Consider the following 14,969-nt stretch of genomic DNA (forward strand, 5'->3'; position numbering starts at 1 on the left):
GCCCCCCCCCCATCCCCGCACCCCACCCCGCCCCCCCGCCGCCGCTGCCCCCGGCGGTGGCCGCCGCCACCGTCCCCTGTGCGGGCGTCCCCATCGCGGCGATCACGCCGGCCGAGGGCGCGGCCGCGGTCGTCCGGCTCGCGGCGCAGGGCGCGGCCGCCGATGTGCACCTGTGCAACGCGTACACGCTCGCCCTCGCCGACACCGACCCGGAGCTGCACCGGCTCCTTCGCGCGGCCACCCTCAACCTGCCCGACGGACAAGGCGTGGTGTGGGCGAACCGGCTGCTGCACCGCGACCGCACGCTGCCCCGCGCGCGCGTCTACGGGCCCGACCTCTTCCTCGACGTCTTCGCCACGGGCCAGGCGGTGGGCCTTCGCCACTACCTCCTCGGCTCGACCCGAGAGGTCCTCGACGCCCTCACCGCGGAGCTGAAGGCGCGCTGTCCGCGCGCACGGATCGTCGGCACCGAGGCCCCGCCCTTCCGCGACCTCACCGACGAGGAACGTGCCGCGCAGAGCGCCCGTATCGCCGCGTCCGGCGCCCAGATCGTGTGGCTCGGCCTCGGCACCCCCAAGCAGGACCACGAGGCCGCCCGCCTCGCCGCACTGCACCCCGCCGTCTACGTCGCGGTCGGCGCCGCCTTCGACTTCGTCTCCGGGAACAAGCCGCAGGCGCCCGGGTGGATGCAACGCACCGGCCTGGAGTGGCTGTTCCGCCTGTGCAGCGAGCCGCGGCGGCTGTGGCGGCGGGTGCTGTGGGGGCATCCGCGGTTCCTGCTGGCGACATTCCGTACCCCGAGGAAGGGCCACCGGCCATGACCACGCTTCTGCACCGCACCCGCCGCGCCGTCCAGCGCTTCGGCATCGACATCTGCCGCTACCCCGGCAGCTGGTCGGGTCCTCAACTCGTGCAGCTCCTGCGCCGCTTCGAGATCGACACCGTGCTCGACGTCGGCGCCCACGCGGGCGGCTACGGCTCCATGCTGCGCGCGGCCGGTTTCGACGGCCGCATCGTGTCCTTCGAGCCGCTCACCGGACCGCGCACCGATCTCCTCGCCGCCTCCCAGGAGGACGACCGCTGGACGGTACTGCCGTACGCACTGGGGGACACCGACGGCACCACGGTCATGAACGTGGCGGGCAACTCCGGCGCCTCCAGCTCCGTCCTGCCGATGCTTCCGCGTCACCGCAACGCCGCCCCGCACGCCGCGTACACCGGCCGCCAGAACGCGGAGGTCCGGCGCCTGGACGGCCTGTGGGAACAGGTCACGGCCCCCGGCGAGCGGATCTTCCTCAAGCTGGACGTCCAGGGCTTCGAGGCCCATGTCCTGCGCGGTCTCGGCGATATCGCCGACGAGATCGCCGGCCTCCAGCTGGAAACCTCCCTCGTCCCGCTGTACGAGGGCGGCCTGCTCTTCAACGACGCGCTCGCGCACGCCCAGAAGAAGTTCGGCATGACCCTGATGTCGGTCGTCCCGGGCTTCACCGATCCGGCGAGCGGGCAGATGCTGCAGTGCGATCTGGTGCTCTTCAAGGAGCAGGAGGAGCGGTGAGGACCCCGCGGACCGCGGGAAGCCGCACCCGCAGGGTCGCGCTCGTCCTGCCGTATCTGACCGCATACCGCTTGCCGTTCCTGGCGCAACTGCGCCAGGAACTGTCCGCTGCGGAAGTCGAGTTGACCGTCGCGCACGGCCGCCCCACGGGATACGGGGCCACGCGCGGTGACGAGCTGGTGCTGCCCGGCGCCGCGCCGCTGCGGCAGCGGGTCCTGCGGGCCGCCGGGCGCGAACTGGTCTGGCACCAGGGTCTGGGCGGGCTCGTCCGAGGACATGACGCCGTTGTCCTTCCCCAGGCTCTCAACAACCTGCGCGTCTATCCGCTGCTCGCGCGCCGGCGGATTCCGGTCGGCCTGTGGGGCCACGGCCACACACATGTGTCGGCGCACGGCCGGGCCGAGCAGCGGGCGAAGGCCGCACTGACCCGCCGGGCCGACTGGTTCTTCGCGTACACGGAGGCCGGCGCCACATACGCGCGCGGGGCGGGCCTTGCGGCCGAGCGCATCACCGTCGTGCAGAACGCCTTGGACAGTACGACACTGGCGACCGCGCGGGACGCGGTCGGCGAAGGCGAGGTGCGGGAGCTGCGCGAGCGGTACGGGCTGCAGCCCGGGCGCACGGCTCTCTACATCGGCGCGGTCGACGAACTCAAGCGGATCCCCTTCCTGTTGGCGTGTGCCGAGGAGATCGCCGCACGGGTCCCCGGCTTCCGGCTCGTCGTCGCCGGGGACGGTCGGCAGCGGGACCTGGTGGAGTCCTCGCCGGTGGCCGTGTACGTCGGACCGGCGGACCCGGCACAGAAGGCCCGGCTCGGCGCGCTCGCGGACGTGATGCTCGTACCGGGGGCGGTCGGGCTCTGCGCCGTCGACTCCTTCGCCCTGCGCACCCCGCTGGTCACCACGCCCTGGCCGTATCACGGGCCGGAGTTCGGCTATCTGGAGCACGGCCGCAACGCCCTGGTCGTCCCCGACACCGCGTACGCCGAACAGGTCGCCGAACTCCTCGCCCGTCCCCGTCAGTTGGCCGCGCTGCGCCGAGCCTGCCGCTGCGACGCCCCCCGCTACACGACCGAGGGCATGGCCGCCCGTTTCGCCACCGGAATCGACGGGCTCCTGTCCGTCGGCCCAGGTCGCCGGGCCCGGAAAGCCGCCCCCGTCGACGGCCCGTGAAGAGGTGCTCGTACCGGAACAGTCGAGGGAGGCACACGTGCGGAGTGACGGAAGCACCTATGCGGAGTGAGGCAGGAGCACATGCGGAGTGAGGCAAGCACGAGAAGGCTGAAGCTGCTGCGCCGGATCGGCATCGCCGCCGGCGTCGTCCTGCTGGCCGTCGCCGGTGCGGGATGGCTGCTGTACGCCAAGCTGGACAGCAACATCCGCACCGACGAGGCCACCGACCGCGCGCTGCGCGCCGATCACGGATCGCGGCCGCACAAGCAGGTCGGCAAGGCGCAGAACATCCTGCTCATGGGCACCGACAGCCAGGCAGGCTGGGGTTCGACCCGCGCCGACACCACGATCCTGCTGCACTTGTCGGCGGACCGCCGCAGCGCCTCGATGACCAGCGTCCCGCGGGACCTCATGGTGGACATCCCGGCCTGTCTGACGCCCGAAGGCAACCGCACCGACGCCGAGTTCGCGCAGTTCAACTGGGCCTACGAGCGGGCCGGCGCGGGCTGCACGATCCGTACCTTCGAGAAGCTCAGCGGGGTGCGGGTCGACCACCATCTGGTCGTGGACTTCAGCGGGTTCATGGATGTGGTGGACGCGGTCGGGGGCGTCGAGGTGGATGTGCCGGAGACCATCAGCGAGCCCGAGTACGGCATCACGCTCAAGCCCGGGCGGCAGCTGGTGAAGGGCAGGGACGCGCTGGTGTTCGTGCGGACCCGGCTCGGTGTCAGCGACGGCAGCGATCTGCAGCGCATCGAGCGGCAGAAGGACTTTCTGCGCAACCTGGCCCAGAAGGTCGCGGCCGCGGGCACGCTCACCAGCCCCACGAAGGTCTATCCGGTGCTGGACGCGGTCACCGGCTCGCTCACCGCGGACTCCGGCATGGACTCACCCGCCGAGCTGTACTCACTGCTCAGCAGCGCACGGAATCTGCCACCGAGCGCCTTCAGAACCGTGACGCTGCCCACCACGGAACACCCGGACTACATCGGCCGCTACGAGCTGGTCGAGGACGAGGCCCGCGCCCTGTTCAAGGCCCTGCGCGCGGACAAGCCGCTGCCGGAGCACCTCTACAACGCGTACGACAAGGACGGCCGACGCGAGCGGCCCTACTTCGAGAAGTCGTAGTCGACCACTGATGCACGGCCGAGGAGAACGCTCGTGACCACCGCCGCCCCATCCCGCCCTGTCCCGACGACCCTGGTAGGACAGGACAGTTCGCGCCGAGAGCGCCGCCGCGTCGCGGGGTATGGGGTCACCGCCGGGGCCCTGATCCTCGCTTTTGTCTTCTCCCGGTTCACCGTCGACGATGCCTTCATCTCCTGGCGGTACGGGCAGACACTGGCCGAGAGCGGGGTATGGAACTGGAACGGGCCAGGCGCTCCGCTCGTCGAGGCCTACACCAACCCGCTCTTCACCGGCCTGTCTGTTCTTCCCGCGCTGCTCGGCCTGCCGCCTGAGCTGTTCTTCAAACTTGTTGCGGCTGGGCTGCTGATCGCCTACGCCCTGGTAGTACGGCGCTTGGGGCTGCCGCGCCCGCAGACCCTCGCGTTGTACGCACTTGCCGCACTCAACCCCGTATTCCACATCCACCTCTTCGGTGGTCTGGAAACGGCCTCGTTCGCGCTGCTGGTCGCCCTGCTCTTCGGCCTCGTGTACCGCCGGGGCTCGCTCGGGATCGTGGGGCACATGGCCGCGCTGGCCGTCGCACTCACCCGGCCCGAAGGCATGGTGTACGCGGCGGTGGCGGAGCTGTGGGCGCTCGGCGTGAGCCGTAGGCGGCGGGACGCCTACGGTGCCGCGCTCGTCGCGGTGATCCTCGCGGGGTACTGGGGAGCCAGAGCCTGGTACTTCGGCCGGTTCTTCCCGAACACCTTCTACGTGAAGTCCACGGGCAAGGACAACTGGATCGATGCCGTCAGGGCTCTGCCGTCCTGGGCGCTCGTCGCCGCCGCACTCGCGGTGTGCGTCATGGTCGTCCTGGCGCGTCCGCTCCTCGGCGGGCGAGGGTCCGGCAAGGCCGGGCGTCTCAGGGTGCGCTGTACACCGCAGGCGATGCAGAACGCCGTTCCGCTGCTCCTCGCGATGCTCTCCGCCGCTGTGGTCCTGGCCGTCTACCAGACGTCCTCCCTGGTGATGAACTACGCCGGTCGCGCCGGCTGGCAGGTGATGTTCCCCGTTGCCCTGGTCCTGCTGTGCAGACCCTTGCGACGCGGGTCCGCGACCCGACCGTTCGTATGCGCCGCGGCTCTCGCCGTCGCTCTGGAAGTCCTCACCGCCGGCGCGGGAACCGTGACACGGATGGCGGCCCTGGGGCTGATCGGCGCAGCGACCTGGCTGCTCGTCCGCCGGGTCCGTCGCCTCGGCCCCGGCATGCTGCTCGCCGTGGCCTGCACGGTGGCGCTCGCGGTCTCCGCCACGGCTCCCACCGAGCTGACATGGGCGTCGAGTTACCGCTATCGGCTCGAGAACGCCCATGGGGCCCTGGGCCGCGCTCTCGCGGCCGAGCCCTCCCTCTCCGGGACGCTGGCCGTGGGCGATGCCGGACTGCTGCCGCTGTGCCTGCGCGGCAACCAACAGGTCGTGGACCTCCTGGGGTTGGCGAATCCCCACCTCGACGGACGTCCCGCGCACCGTGCTCTGACATCCGTCGTGCTGTTCGCGCGCCCCGAAGACCCGGACGGCTGGCGCGCGGTTCATCCCGGCGCCCGGCCGTTCGTCGCCGCGGCCCAGGGCACGGACTACCACTCGGCCGGGCTTGTGCCGATCCAGCAAGGGGCCTGGTTCGACGTACGGGTGCGCCAGGACCTGGCGCCCGTCCTGCGGCAGCGGCTGCCCGAGGTGACCGAACGGGCCGCCGCCGAGAACCTGCGCTCCGACCTTGCGGTCCTCAGGTCGCACCTGCTGGATCTTCCGTACCTGCGGTCGGGGCAGTGCGGGCCGCGGTAGCCGGCCTTCGGCGGGGGAGCGTTACCTGACTCGGACCCGAGTGGAGCCCGACGCCTATGACAACGACGGCCGTCGCGAGCGGCGGTACCCGGAGAGGTCCTGAGCCGGGCGGGCCCCAGGCAGCGAAGCCGTGCTCCGCGTGCTCAGCGCCTGTACGAGGACCGGGACGCCGAGCGCCACCGGCACCCACGCGACGACCCACAGACGGTCGAGCTCCTCGAGCAGGGGGTGAGCGAAGGCGGTACCGAGTCCGGTGAGGCCGGTGGCCAGGGCGATCGGCAGCAGCTGGGGGCGGTGGTGCCACAGGGTCCACAGGCACAGACCCAGCAAGAGGGCGAAGCCGACGTTGTAGTGGAACCAGGTCGGCCAGTACGTCACTTCGAGTGTCAGAATCCCGCGGACTGGATCGGGGACGTCGGGACGGATGAAGTGGCGAGTGAGTGTGTCCTGCACGGTCTCGCTCGCTGCCGGAAGACCGAGCAGCGCGGTCACGGCCCCGATCCACAGGGCAGCCCCCGCCGATGCGAGGGTCAGTGCCGTCCACGCACGGTGCCGTTCGCTGGTCCGGGTCGTCAGCGCGAAGCGCCGTGGGACGTGCCGTGCCGTGCGCCATGCGTACAACGCGCTCGCGGCGGCCAGCGTCACCGCGAGCAGCAAGGCCGTCGAGTACTTGGTCAGCGCCAGGACAAGAAGCCCGCCCAGAAGCATCCCGAGCCCGGCCTTGCGCCGCCCGGCGAGCACGTACACCGAGCCGATGCCGCAGAGCAGCAGGCACGGGGTGACGAGGCTGTCGGCGAGCGCCCGGGTACCCCAGTAGCCGAGGCCGCCGGTCAGGAGCACGGCCTCGCCCGCGAGGGACGGCAGGCGGCTCAGCCCGCTGACGCGCAGCAACGTGTAGGTGAGGAGGCCGGAGGCCGCTGTCAGCAGGAAGGACAGCATCCAGAGGCCCTTGAGTGCCCCGAACACCGCGATGAAAGGTGCCGCGAGCAGCGGATAGCCGGGCCGGGTGTCGAAGATCCGCTCGTAGCGGGGGTGGTCGGGTTCGATGCCTCGCGGGTTGGCGGCAAGGCAGGCCGTGAGGTCGGGCCGGGAGGCGCAGTAGGCGTCCCGCGACTTCAACTGTGCTTCCTGCCGGGGGAGCCCGAGGAGCTCGAAGGCGGCCCGGCTGTAGCGGTAGCTGTCGTTGTTGAAGCCCCAGCTCTGCTGGGCGTTCGTGCTGTGGAAGCCGGTGAGGAGCAGGGCCAGGAGAAGGGGCGCGGCAAGGCGGCGGGCCGTGCTCATCATGCCTGCCCCAGGGGGGAGGGTCGGGCCGCGCGGACCCATGGAGCGGGTGGGGCCGCGATCCCCAGGTGCGGCGCGAGGATGTGGCGTAGGACGTGCGTCTCCGTGAGGTGCTCGCGTACCCAGGCGCGCCCTCGTGCCCCCCGCGCGAGCAGCTCCTCGGGCTCCTCCGCCAGCAACTGCCGTACGGTGTCGGCCGCTTCCTCCGGGGTGTCGGCCAGGTGCAGCCCGTCCTCGGGACCCGGCAGCCAGTCGAGACCGGGCTGGCGCGAGGTCACGTGGACGCGGCCCGCGCACAGGGAGATGGCCAGGCGGTCGGAGGCGTAGCCGGTGTAGCTGCGGTAGCGGGTCCAGCCCGTGGTCACCAACCCCCGTCGCATCGCGTCGAGTTGCTCGGTGAACGGCACGGGACCACGCGCGTACGGGCCCCGCCAGCCGCGCCCGTGCACGGCGAGTTCACAGCCATCGAGCCGGGCGAGCTGCCGTACGAGGGCGACGCGTTCACCGTCGTCGGGCAGCAGCTGGACGCCGCAGAAGGTGCGCCGGGTGCCCAGAAAGGTGACCTGTGACGAGACCGGCCCAGGATCCTGCCGGTCCGCGCAGAACCGTGCGGGCGCCGCGTTCGGGAGGTAGTGCACCGGCACACCCGTGGCGTCGTGCAGCATCTGCTGCTGCCGGCCGGCGGCCACGCTGAACACCGCTCCGGCGCGCCGCATCCACCGCAGATTGCTCTTCCGCAGCGGCTTGAAGAGCCCGCCCCACGCATCGCCGTCCCAGACGACCACTGGGGGGTCGCCGAGCACGCGGAGCGTCTCGTCGACCTGCCGGGAGGACCACGGGCGTGACTGCGGCGACAGCACGAGGACCAACGAGGGACGTTCCTCCCGCGCAAGGCGGCGCAGATCCAGGGGTGTCACGGCCGGGGCGAGAGAGCGATGCCGTACGAGTCCTTCGGCGGTGAGGGCGGCGAAGGCCCGGGCGAAGGAGCCGTCCGGGCCGTCGTCGCGTACGTCATTGCTGAGCTGAAGCACCAGCGGCGGTGCGGTCATCGGGCTTCCTCCACGGCGGGCAGGCGGAGCGTGCGGGCGAACCAGTCGGTGTACGCCCGGGCGGTGTCGTCCAGGCAGAAGTGGGTGCGCACACGTCTGCGGCCGAACTCGCCGAGTTCCCGCCGGTGTTCCTCGTCGAGCGCGAGCCGGAGCATCGCCTCGGCGATCAGGTCGGGGCGGTCGACGTCCACGAGGTGACCGGCCCGGTCGACCACCCAGGGCACGGCCCCGCTGCTGCGGCCCGCCACCACGGGGATGCCGAGGGCCATCGCCTCCGCGCAGATCATGGAGAAGGACTCGACCCGGGACGGGTGCACGAGGACATGCGCCTCGGCCGCGAGCCGTTCGAGCATGGCGGCGTGCGGCAGCCGGCCGGCGAACTCCACCCCGGCGGCGAACCCGCGGGCCCGCGCCCATGTCGCGGCCGGTCCGTCCGGTTCGTGTCCCGCCCCGAACATGACGAGACGGGCCGAGGGCAGCTGCTCGTGCACGAGATCGAACGCCCCCAGCGCGGCCGCGGTGTTCTTCCAGCGTCCCCAGCCCTGGGACGCGGTCGCGAACACTGGCGCCGTGCCGGGCTCGGGGGCCCGGGCCGAGGGAAGGGCGTCGGCGCGTACGGCGTTGGGGATGACCTCGATCGGGTGGCGGACGCCGAGGAACCGACGGAAGTGGGCGGCGGTGTAAGGGCTGTTGGCGCTCACGGCGGTCGCCCGCCATGTCGCGGGCACGGCCATCGTGTGCCGCCACCAGCGGTAGGCGCTGCGCATCTCCCAGGCGTACCGCCAGGGGGTGTCCCGTGCGGTGACGCAGGTCGGGTGTCCCGAGGCGAGGGCGCCCAGGGCGAATTCGTACGTCCAGTGCGCGCTGACCACGTCGACCGGCTGCTTCCGCAGCGCCGCGGCGAGCCCTTGGCGCTCTGCGCGGAACATGTCACGGGCGCGGCCACGCTCCCGCATCGGCACGACGACGAGGCGCAACGACCCGTCTCCGTACGTGCGTTGCTCGCCCACCTGAGAGCTGAGCGCCACGACGGTGACGTCATGCCCCTGCTCCCACCAGGTGCGCGCCAGCCAGCCGGTGGAAGGCCCGGGGTACACGTCGGGGAGGTCCGGAGGCAGGGCCTGCCGGAGCGGGCCGAGATCCACGGGTCCGGTCATGCCGATACGCATACGGCCTCCTCGGTGGGCCCGGCGGCGCGGAACGCTCCGCGGGCCCGTACGGCTCGGACGGCGGGCACCTGCCGTGCGAAGCACCCGCAGAGGGCGGCGACGGCGAGGACGGCCGCCGTGGACAGACAGGCGCGGACGAACTGGTCGCTCAGGCCGGTCGGAGCGGGCCCGAGGTGTGCGGCCCCGCGTCCGGCCGCGAACAGCGCGAGGCCGAGCGAGGCGTGCACCAGATGCGCGCGGAGCAGCGGGCCGGCGGCGAGCACCGATGCCAGCTGCCAACGGCGCAGTTGGACCGCGTGGCCCACCACGGGAGCCGCGGTGGCCAGCGCGAGGACCGTGAGGCTGCGGGTGGCGGCCGCCGCGACGACCGCCGCACCGGTCGCGGCGATCACGGCGGACTGCGAGACGAGGGAGGCGCGCGCCGCGTGGCGGATCTGGTCGAGCGAGTTCCCGGTGGAACACAGCAGGGCGCAGGCCGCGCCGAGCGCGAGCGCCGGGAGCAGCGCGGCCGCACCGTCCCAGCCGGGTCCGAGCAGCACGAGCAGCCAGTCGGGGCCGGTGGCGGCCACGGCACCGAAGCCGACGAAGGCCGCACCGGACGTCACGCACAGCAGATCGCTCGCGGCCCGGCGCGGCAGCACCCCGCCGTCGCGCACGCGGGCCTGCGCCAGCTCGGGTGCGCTCGCGCGCTGCACCCCTTGGGCCAGCGCGGTGAGCGGGATGCCGGTGGCGAGCGAGGCCCGCGAGAACCAGCCCGCGGCCACCGGCCCGAACAGAGCCCCGGCGCACCACAAGGGCGCGTTGTTGGTGGCCGACTGCACCATTCCGTATCCGGCGAAGAAGCCCGACTGGCCGAGCAGTTCGCGTACCGGTACGGGGGGTCCGGCGGGCAGCGCCCGCAGCGCCCCGGAGAGGACCACTCCGACGATCGCGGTCAGCGAGGCGACGGGTGCTGCCGCCACCAGGCCCCAGGGGCTCCAGCCGGCGGCGAGCAGTGCGATGCCGGCCGCGCAGCCGAGCACCTGCCCGGCGACTTCGAGGAGCGCCGCCTCCCGAGCCCGCCCCGCCCGCCTCAGGGCGGCGAGCAGGGCGCCGCCGAGCGGCTGCAACAGCAGTTGTACGCCGAGGAGTTGGACGAGGCGTGCAGTCTCCGCGTCGGTGAGGGGTGCGAGCGCCCAAGCAGCCCCCTGTACGACCGTCGCGCAGCCCGTGCCGGTGACCACGCCCGTGGTGAGTGCGCTGCGCACCAGCGGTCGCGTCAGGTGCTCGGCCCGCAGCAGACACGTGGCGAGGCCCGCATTGGCGACATGGCCGAAGAGGGCACCGACCGTGCAGGCCAGCGCGTACCGGCCGAAGGCCCCGGGGTCGACCAGCCGGGCCGTGGCGGCCGTATAGCCGAGCAGGACGACGACCGATGCCAGGGATCCGCCCGCCGACCAGGCGAAGCCGCCCAGGACGCGGCGGCTCATGCCGGCTGGGGCGCCCGCGCCGCGGTGTCCATGGCAGCGATGGCCTGCCATGGATCGGCCGGGGGTGCGGGCACGTCGAGGTACGAACTGAACATGTGGAGCAGTGCGTTGAGGTTGGTCAGCCGGCTGCGCACCCAGTCGTGCCCGGCGACCCCGGCCGTGTGCAGCTCGGCGGGGTCGGCCCGCAGCAGCTCGGTGACCCGTGCGACGGCTTGCGCGGGGGTGCCGACGAGGTGCAGTCCGCACTCGGGGCCGGGCAGCCATGACGTCTCCGCGGGCCGCGCGGCCACATGGGGGCGGCCCGCGAACATGCTGATCGGCAGGCGGTTGGAGAAGAAGCCCGCGTAGCCCCGGTAGTGGTCCCAGCCGACGCTCATCCGGGCCCCGCGCAGCGCACGGATCTGATCGTCGAAGCGCAGCGGACCGAGAGCCCCGGGCCCGCGCCAGCCGCTGCCATATGTGGCGAACCGGCAGCCGGGCAGCCGCCGCAGGGAGCGCACGAGGCGGTCGCGCTGCCGAGCGCCGTCGACGCGCTCGAGAAGGCCGAGGCGCAGATACCGGCCGCCGATGTGCAGGACGTCGTCCTCCGCGTGCTCCGGACCGGGCACGGGATCGTCGGTCCACAAACGTCCCGGGACCGTCTGAGCGATGTAGCGCACGGGCCGGCGGGTGTACCGGCCGAAGAGGCGGGCCTGCGCGCCGACGGCCACGCTGAACACCGCGTCCGCATGCCCCAGCCACGCGGCCAGCGACCGCGTCACCGGTTTGTGCCCGCCCCACGCGTCTCCCTCCCACAGCACCACCGTGGGCGAGCCGAGGCGCCGCAGCAGCGCCGCGACCTCCTCGCCGGTCCAGGGGAAGCGGCTGGGCGACTGCACGAACAGCAGGTCGGGGCGGGCCTCTTCGGCGATCCGCAGCATCTCGGCGTCGGCCTCTTCCCGTCCCGCGTTCAGCAGGGCGAGAGGCGCGAGTGGCACATGCGTGAGCAGGCCGTCGGCGGCCAGGGCGCGGAAGGCCTCGCAGAAGCTGAGGTGGACGTCCGGACGGGTGTCGTTGGTGAGGTGCAGGACGGTGGGGGGTGCCATGGCTCGCCTCGTGACGGTACGGATCTGCGACGGCCGGATCAGGCCTGTGCCTGTGGCGTCAGCGCGCCGTTCGCGGGAGCGGGCACCCGGCCGGCCAGTTCCGCGTCCGTCATGATCCCCGCCAGTTCCGGGGTGAGCACGGCCGGCTTCCAGCCCAGCTCGCGCTCGGCCTTGGAGGCGTCGCCGATCAGGTCCGGCACCTCGGCGGGCCGCAAGTACCGCTCGTCGAAGCGGACATGGCGCTCCCAGTCGAGGCCCGCGTGCTCGAAGCAGAACGTCAGGAAATCGCGGACGCTGTAACTGGTGCCGGTGGCGACCACGTAGTCGTCCGGGGTGTCCGTCTGCAGCATCCGCCACATGGCGTCCACGTACTCGGGCGCGTAGCCCCAGTCGCGGCGGGCCTCCAGGTTGCCCAGGTGCAGCAGCTCCTGCTCACCGCGCGCGATCCGGGCCGCGGCCCGGGCGATCTTGCGGGTCACGAAGGTCTCGCCGCGGCGCGGTGACTCGTGGTTGAAGAGGATCCCGTTGACCGCGTGGATCCCGTACGCCTCGCGGTAGTTGCGAGTGATCCAGTACGCGTACACCTTGGCCGCCGCGTAAGGCGAGCGCGGGTGGAAGGGCGTCGACTCCGACTGCGGGGGCGCCGTGATGCCGTACATCTCGGAACTGGACGCCTGGTAGAAGCGGCACGGCAGACCGGTCATCCGGATCGCTTCCAGGAGCCGGGTGGTGCCCAACCCCGTGGTCGTCCCCGTGAATTCGGGCTCGTCGAAGGAGACCCGCACATGCGACTGGGCGGCCAGGTGGTAGACCTCGTCGGGCTGGATCTGCTCCAGGAGCGTGGTGATACGGGAGCCGTCGGCGAGGTCGCCGTAGTGCAGCCGGAGCCGGGCGTCGCTCTCGTGCGGGTCCTGGTAGAGGTGCTCGATCCGGGTGGTCGAGAAGGTCGAGGAGCGGCGGATGAGGCCGTGCACCTCGTAGCCCTTCTCCAGGAGCAGTTCGGCCAGATACGAGCCGTCCTGGCCGGTGATTCCGGTGATCAGCGCGATACGGGACATGGGAGCTCCAGGGGCGGATCGGCGGGGCGGGGGAGTGCGGACCGCGCGGGACGCTGCCGTCCGCGGTCCTCGGACGGCGGGCGGCAGACGAGCACCGTCCAGATGACGACGGCGAACAGGACGCGGTCGGAGAGGCCGTTGAGGTTGCGCAGTGGTGACTCGGTGGCGCACTCCACGAGCAGCATCGCCACGAGAGCCGCGGAAAGCCCCTTGGTGGCCGCGGCCGTCCGGCGGGCCTGCACGATCAGAGCCGCCACGAGGGCGCACAGACCGAGGAGCCCGAACACACCGGCGGCACCCATGGTGTGCAGGAACTGGTTGTGCGCCTGGCCGATCCAGTGGTCGGCCGTGCCGAAGAGCTGGGTGCGGTGTTCAGGATCGAAGAGGCTGGGCCCGTATCCGAACAACGGCGCCTCGCGGAACTCTTCCCAGGCCAGCCGCCAGGCCAGGCCACGGGCTTGGTGCGCGGCGTCCTGCACGCCGGAGACGGCCGTGATCATCCGCAGGTGCAGCCAGGGCAAAAGCAGCAGGAGGGGGGCCGCGACCGATCCGAGGACGAGCAGCGTGCGCTTGGCCGGCCTGAGCCGCGGGCCCGTGTGCAGCAGGAGCACAGCGGCCGAGGCCAGCCAGGCCGTCCGTGACTGGGTGAGCACGAGGGCGGACAGGGCGGCGGCGGCGTGGAGGGGCCAGACCCTGGTGCGGGCGACCGCGCAGAGCTCCAGGGCGAGTGCGGCGGCCGCCAGCGGCCCGAGCACATTGGGGTTTCCGGACAGCCCCATGAACTGGCCCCAGCCCGTGCCCAGATAGTCGCGGGTGGTCGCGCCGCCCGGCGCGAGGAAGGTCCAGTCGGCCGGCATGACCGCGATGGACAGCAGCGATCCCCAGATGAAGCACCGCAGGATGACGCGCAGTTGGCCGAGCAGCCGGGGGAAGGACTGCTGCGAGCCCGTATAGAGCGCGGCGAGCAGCAGCACACCGAAGAGGTCCATCGGATCCATGGAGCCGTGCTCGCTCAGCGCCGCGGAAACGATCCCCGCCGCGACGAACAGCGCGGTGGCCAGGGCCACCTGGCCGGCCGGCCTCTGGACGCCCGGCTCGGGGAGCGCCGGAGCCGCCGACCGCAGCCGTCGTACCACCGGCCCGAGCAGCAGGGCCGCGGCGATCAGCAGGGTGGCGCCGGCCAGGGTCTGGGAGAGCAGCAGTTCGCTGCCCGACAGATACGCCTCGCGGTGCCGCTGCACCTGGCCGTGGTACCCGTGCGGCAGAAACGGCGCCACCGCCGTCGTACCGAGTCCGAACACCCACAGCAGGGTGCGCCCGTCCAGGCTCACCGCCCCATCCCCGCCCGCACCGCCGTCATCACATACGGCGACACCATCAGGACCGGCGCCCGCCGCCCCGCGTGCCGCAGGCAGTACACCCACCAGGCACGCGGCGGCAGTTCGCGGACCGATGTCACGCGCCGCAGCGCCTCGCGCACGCCGATGCCCGGCTCGCGGGAGCCGGTGCGCGGCGGGTTGCGGGGGCAGCGGCCCACGTGGCGGGGTGCGACCAGTGCCGGGACGCCGGCCTTGCGCGCGCGAAAGCCGTGGTCGTAGTCGCCCATCCCGTGGGGGAAACGCTTGTCGACGTCGCCGACGCGGTCCCGTGCCGCGCGCGGGATCAGGACGACATTGCCGTTGTACGTGTCGCAGGGTTCGAGCCGTCCGGTCGGCTCGACCAGCTCCAGCTGCCGGCCCCGGCGCCCGGAGTACGTGGTCGCGGCGCCGTCGTGCACGGCGCCCACCACGATGGCCTCCGGCTCCTTCTCGGCGGCCGCCAGGAGGTCGGCGAGCGCGTCGTCGTCGAGTACGACGTCGTCGTTGAGCCACAGCTGGTGCGTGAAGGCCGGGCCGCCCGCGGCCCGGCTGTTGCGGCTGGCGATCCGCATTCCGTGGCCCCAGAACACGCTGTCGTCGGCGTCCATGACGTGCACGTCCGGGTGCGCGCGCCGTACCGCCTGGCCGGTGCCGTCCGTGCTGCCCGCGTCGACCAGGAAGACCTGCACGTCCGTGCCGGGCGGAAGCCCGCGCTGCCGCTTCAGGGCGGCGAGGGCCGACAGGGTTGTCGTACAGCGGTTGTGACTGGTCATCAGAACGGCCACCAGCGGTTGCACCACTAGAGCTCCTCGGGTAGGGCGCTA

The 14,969-nt window shown here is 72.5% G+C and carries 13 protein-coding genes; 5 read left to right on the plus strand and 8 right to left on the minus strand.

What is annotated here, in order from left to right; genetic code table 11:
• From ABT367_RS00820 to ABT367_RS00840, 5 genes are all read left to right on the plus strand, one after another.
• Positions 1-821 (plus strand): WecB/TagA/CpsF family glycosyltransferase (locus tag ABT367_RS00820; RefSeq protein WP_352248127.1); only part of this gene is annotated, 821 nt, incomplete at its 5' end.
• Positions 818-1,555: an FkbM family methyltransferase gene (locus ABT367_RS00825; RefSeq protein WP_352248128.1), complete on the plus strand. Its 738-nt coding sequence runs from the start codon at positions 818-820 to the stop codon at positions 1,553-1,555. The genes ABT367_RS00820 and ABT367_RS00825, both read left to right, overlap by 4 nt.
• Positions 1,552-2,727: a glycosyltransferase family 4 protein gene (locus ABT367_RS00830; protein WP_352248130.1), complete on the plus strand. Its 1,176-nt coding sequence runs from the start codon at positions 1,552-1,554 to the stop codon at positions 2,725-2,727. Before ABT367_RS00825 ends, ABT367_RS00830 begins: the two co-directional genes overlap by 4 nt.
• An 81-nt stretch (positions 2,728-2,808) precedes the next feature.
• Entirely contained in the window at positions 2,809-3,855 is a 1,047-nt protein-coding gene (locus ABT367_RS00835; protein WP_352248132.1) for an LCP family protein, read from the plus strand.
• 33 nt (positions 3,856-3,888) lie between these two features.
• Entirely contained in the window at positions 3,889-5,676 is a 1,788-nt protein-coding gene (locus tag ABT367_RS00840) for a hypothetical protein (protein WP_352248134.1), read from the plus strand.
• 54 nt (positions 5,677-5,730) lie between these two features.
• Here the strand turns inward: ABT367_RS00840 and ABT367_RS00845 are convergent, their stop codons facing one another.
• Genes ABT367_RS00845 through ABT367_RS00880 form a run of 8 tightly spaced genes read right to left on the minus strand, consistent with a single transcriptional unit; the run spans position 5,731 to position 14,918 of the window.
• Entirely contained in the window at positions 5,731-6,960 is a 1,230-nt protein-coding gene (locus ABT367_RS00845) for a hypothetical protein (protein WP_352248136.1), read from the minus strand.
• Entirely contained in the window at positions 6,957-8,006 is a 1,050-nt protein-coding gene (locus ABT367_RS00850; protein WP_352248138.1) for a glycosyltransferase family protein, read from the minus strand. Before ABT367_RS00850 ends, ABT367_RS00845 begins: the two co-directional genes overlap by 4 nt.
• On the minus strand, positions 8,003-9,175 hold the full coding sequence (locus ABT367_RS00855) for a glycosyltransferase family 4 protein (RefSeq protein ID WP_352248140.1): 1,173 nt from the start codon (positions 9,173-9,175) through the stop codon (positions 8,003-8,005). The genes ABT367_RS00850 and ABT367_RS00855 overlap by 4 nt, the downstream gene beginning before the upstream one ends.
• Positions 9,160-10,644 (minus strand): oligosaccharide flippase family protein, encoded by a 1,485-nt coding sequence (locus tag ABT367_RS00860; protein WP_352248142.1) that lies wholly within the window; start codon positions 10,642-10,644, stop codon positions 9,160-9,162. The genes ABT367_RS00855 and ABT367_RS00860 overlap by 16 nt, the downstream gene beginning before the upstream one ends.
• The gene (locus ABT367_RS00865; protein ID WP_352248145.1) at positions 10,641-11,729 is read right to left on the minus strand and encodes a glycosyltransferase family protein; all 1,089 of its coding nucleotides are present in this window, start codon (positions 11,727-11,729) and stop codon (positions 10,641-10,643) included. Before ABT367_RS00865 ends, ABT367_RS00860 begins: the two co-directional genes overlap by 4 nt.
• Before the next feature lie 38 nt (positions 11,730-11,767).
• Positions 11,768-12,787, minus strand: a complete 1,020-nt coding sequence (gmd, locus tag ABT367_RS00870) for a GDP-mannose 4,6-dehydratase (protein ID WP_352248147.1) — start codon at positions 12,785-12,787, stop codon at positions 11,768-11,770.
• Entirely contained in the window at positions 12,769-14,118 is a 1,350-nt protein-coding gene (locus ABT367_RS00875) for an O-antigen ligase family protein (RefSeq protein ID WP_352248149.1), read from the minus strand. The genes gmd and ABT367_RS00875 overlap by 19 nt, the downstream gene beginning before the upstream one ends.
• Positions 14,115-14,918: a glycosyltransferase family 2 protein gene (locus tag ABT367_RS00880; protein ID WP_352248442.1), complete on the minus strand. Its 804-nt coding sequence runs from the start codon at positions 14,916-14,918 to the stop codon at positions 14,115-14,117. The genes ABT367_RS00875 and ABT367_RS00880 overlap by 4 nt, the downstream gene beginning before the upstream one ends.
• Between the last annotated feature and the right edge of the window lie 51 nt (positions 14,919-14,969).

The organism is Streptomyces mesophilus (assembly GCF_040300965.1).
Classification (GTDB): Bacteria; Actinomycetota; Actinomycetes; order Streptomycetales; family Streptomycetaceae; genus Streptomyces; species Streptomyces mesophilus_A.

What these genes read in the sequence shown, in the direction of transcription:
- ABT367_RS00825 (WP_352248128.1), top strand. Translation starts at nt 818, where the DNA reads ATGACCACGCTTCTGCACCGCACCCGCCGCGCCGTCCAGCGCTTCGGC.
- ABT367_RS00835 (WP_352248132.1), top strand. Translation starts at nt 2,809, where the DNA reads ATGCGGAGTGAGGCAAGCACGAGAAGGCTGAAGCTGCTGCGCCGGATC.
- ABT367_RS00845 (WP_352248136.1), bottom strand. Translation starts at nt 6,960, where the DNA reads ATGATGAGCACGGCCCGCCGCCTTGCCGCGCCCCTTCTCCTGGCCCTG.
- ABT367_RS00850 (WP_352248138.1), bottom strand. Translation starts at nt 8,006, where the DNA reads ATGACCGCACCGCCGCTGGTGCTTCAGCTCAGCAATGACGTACGCGAC.
- ABT367_RS00855 (WP_352248140.1), bottom strand. Translation starts at nt 9,175, where the DNA reads ATGCGTATCGGCATGACCGGACCCGTGGATCTCGGCCCGCTCCGGCAG.
- ABT367_RS00860 (WP_352248142.1), bottom strand. Translation starts at nt 10,644, where the DNA reads ATGAGCCGCCGCGTCCTGGGCGGCTTCGCCTGGTCGGCGGGCGGATCC.
- ABT367_RS00865 (WP_352248145.1), bottom strand. Translation starts at nt 11,729, where the DNA reads ATGGCACCCCCCACCGTCCTGCACCTCACCAACGACACCCGTCCGGAC.
- gmd (WP_352248147.1), bottom strand. Translation starts at nt 12,787, where the DNA reads ATGTCCCGTATCGCGCTGATCACCGGAATCACCGGCCAGGACGGCTCG.
- ABT367_RS00880 (WP_352248442.1), bottom strand. Translation starts at nt 14,918, where the DNA reads ATGACCAGTCACAACCGCTGTACGACAACCCTGTCGGCCCTCGCCGCC.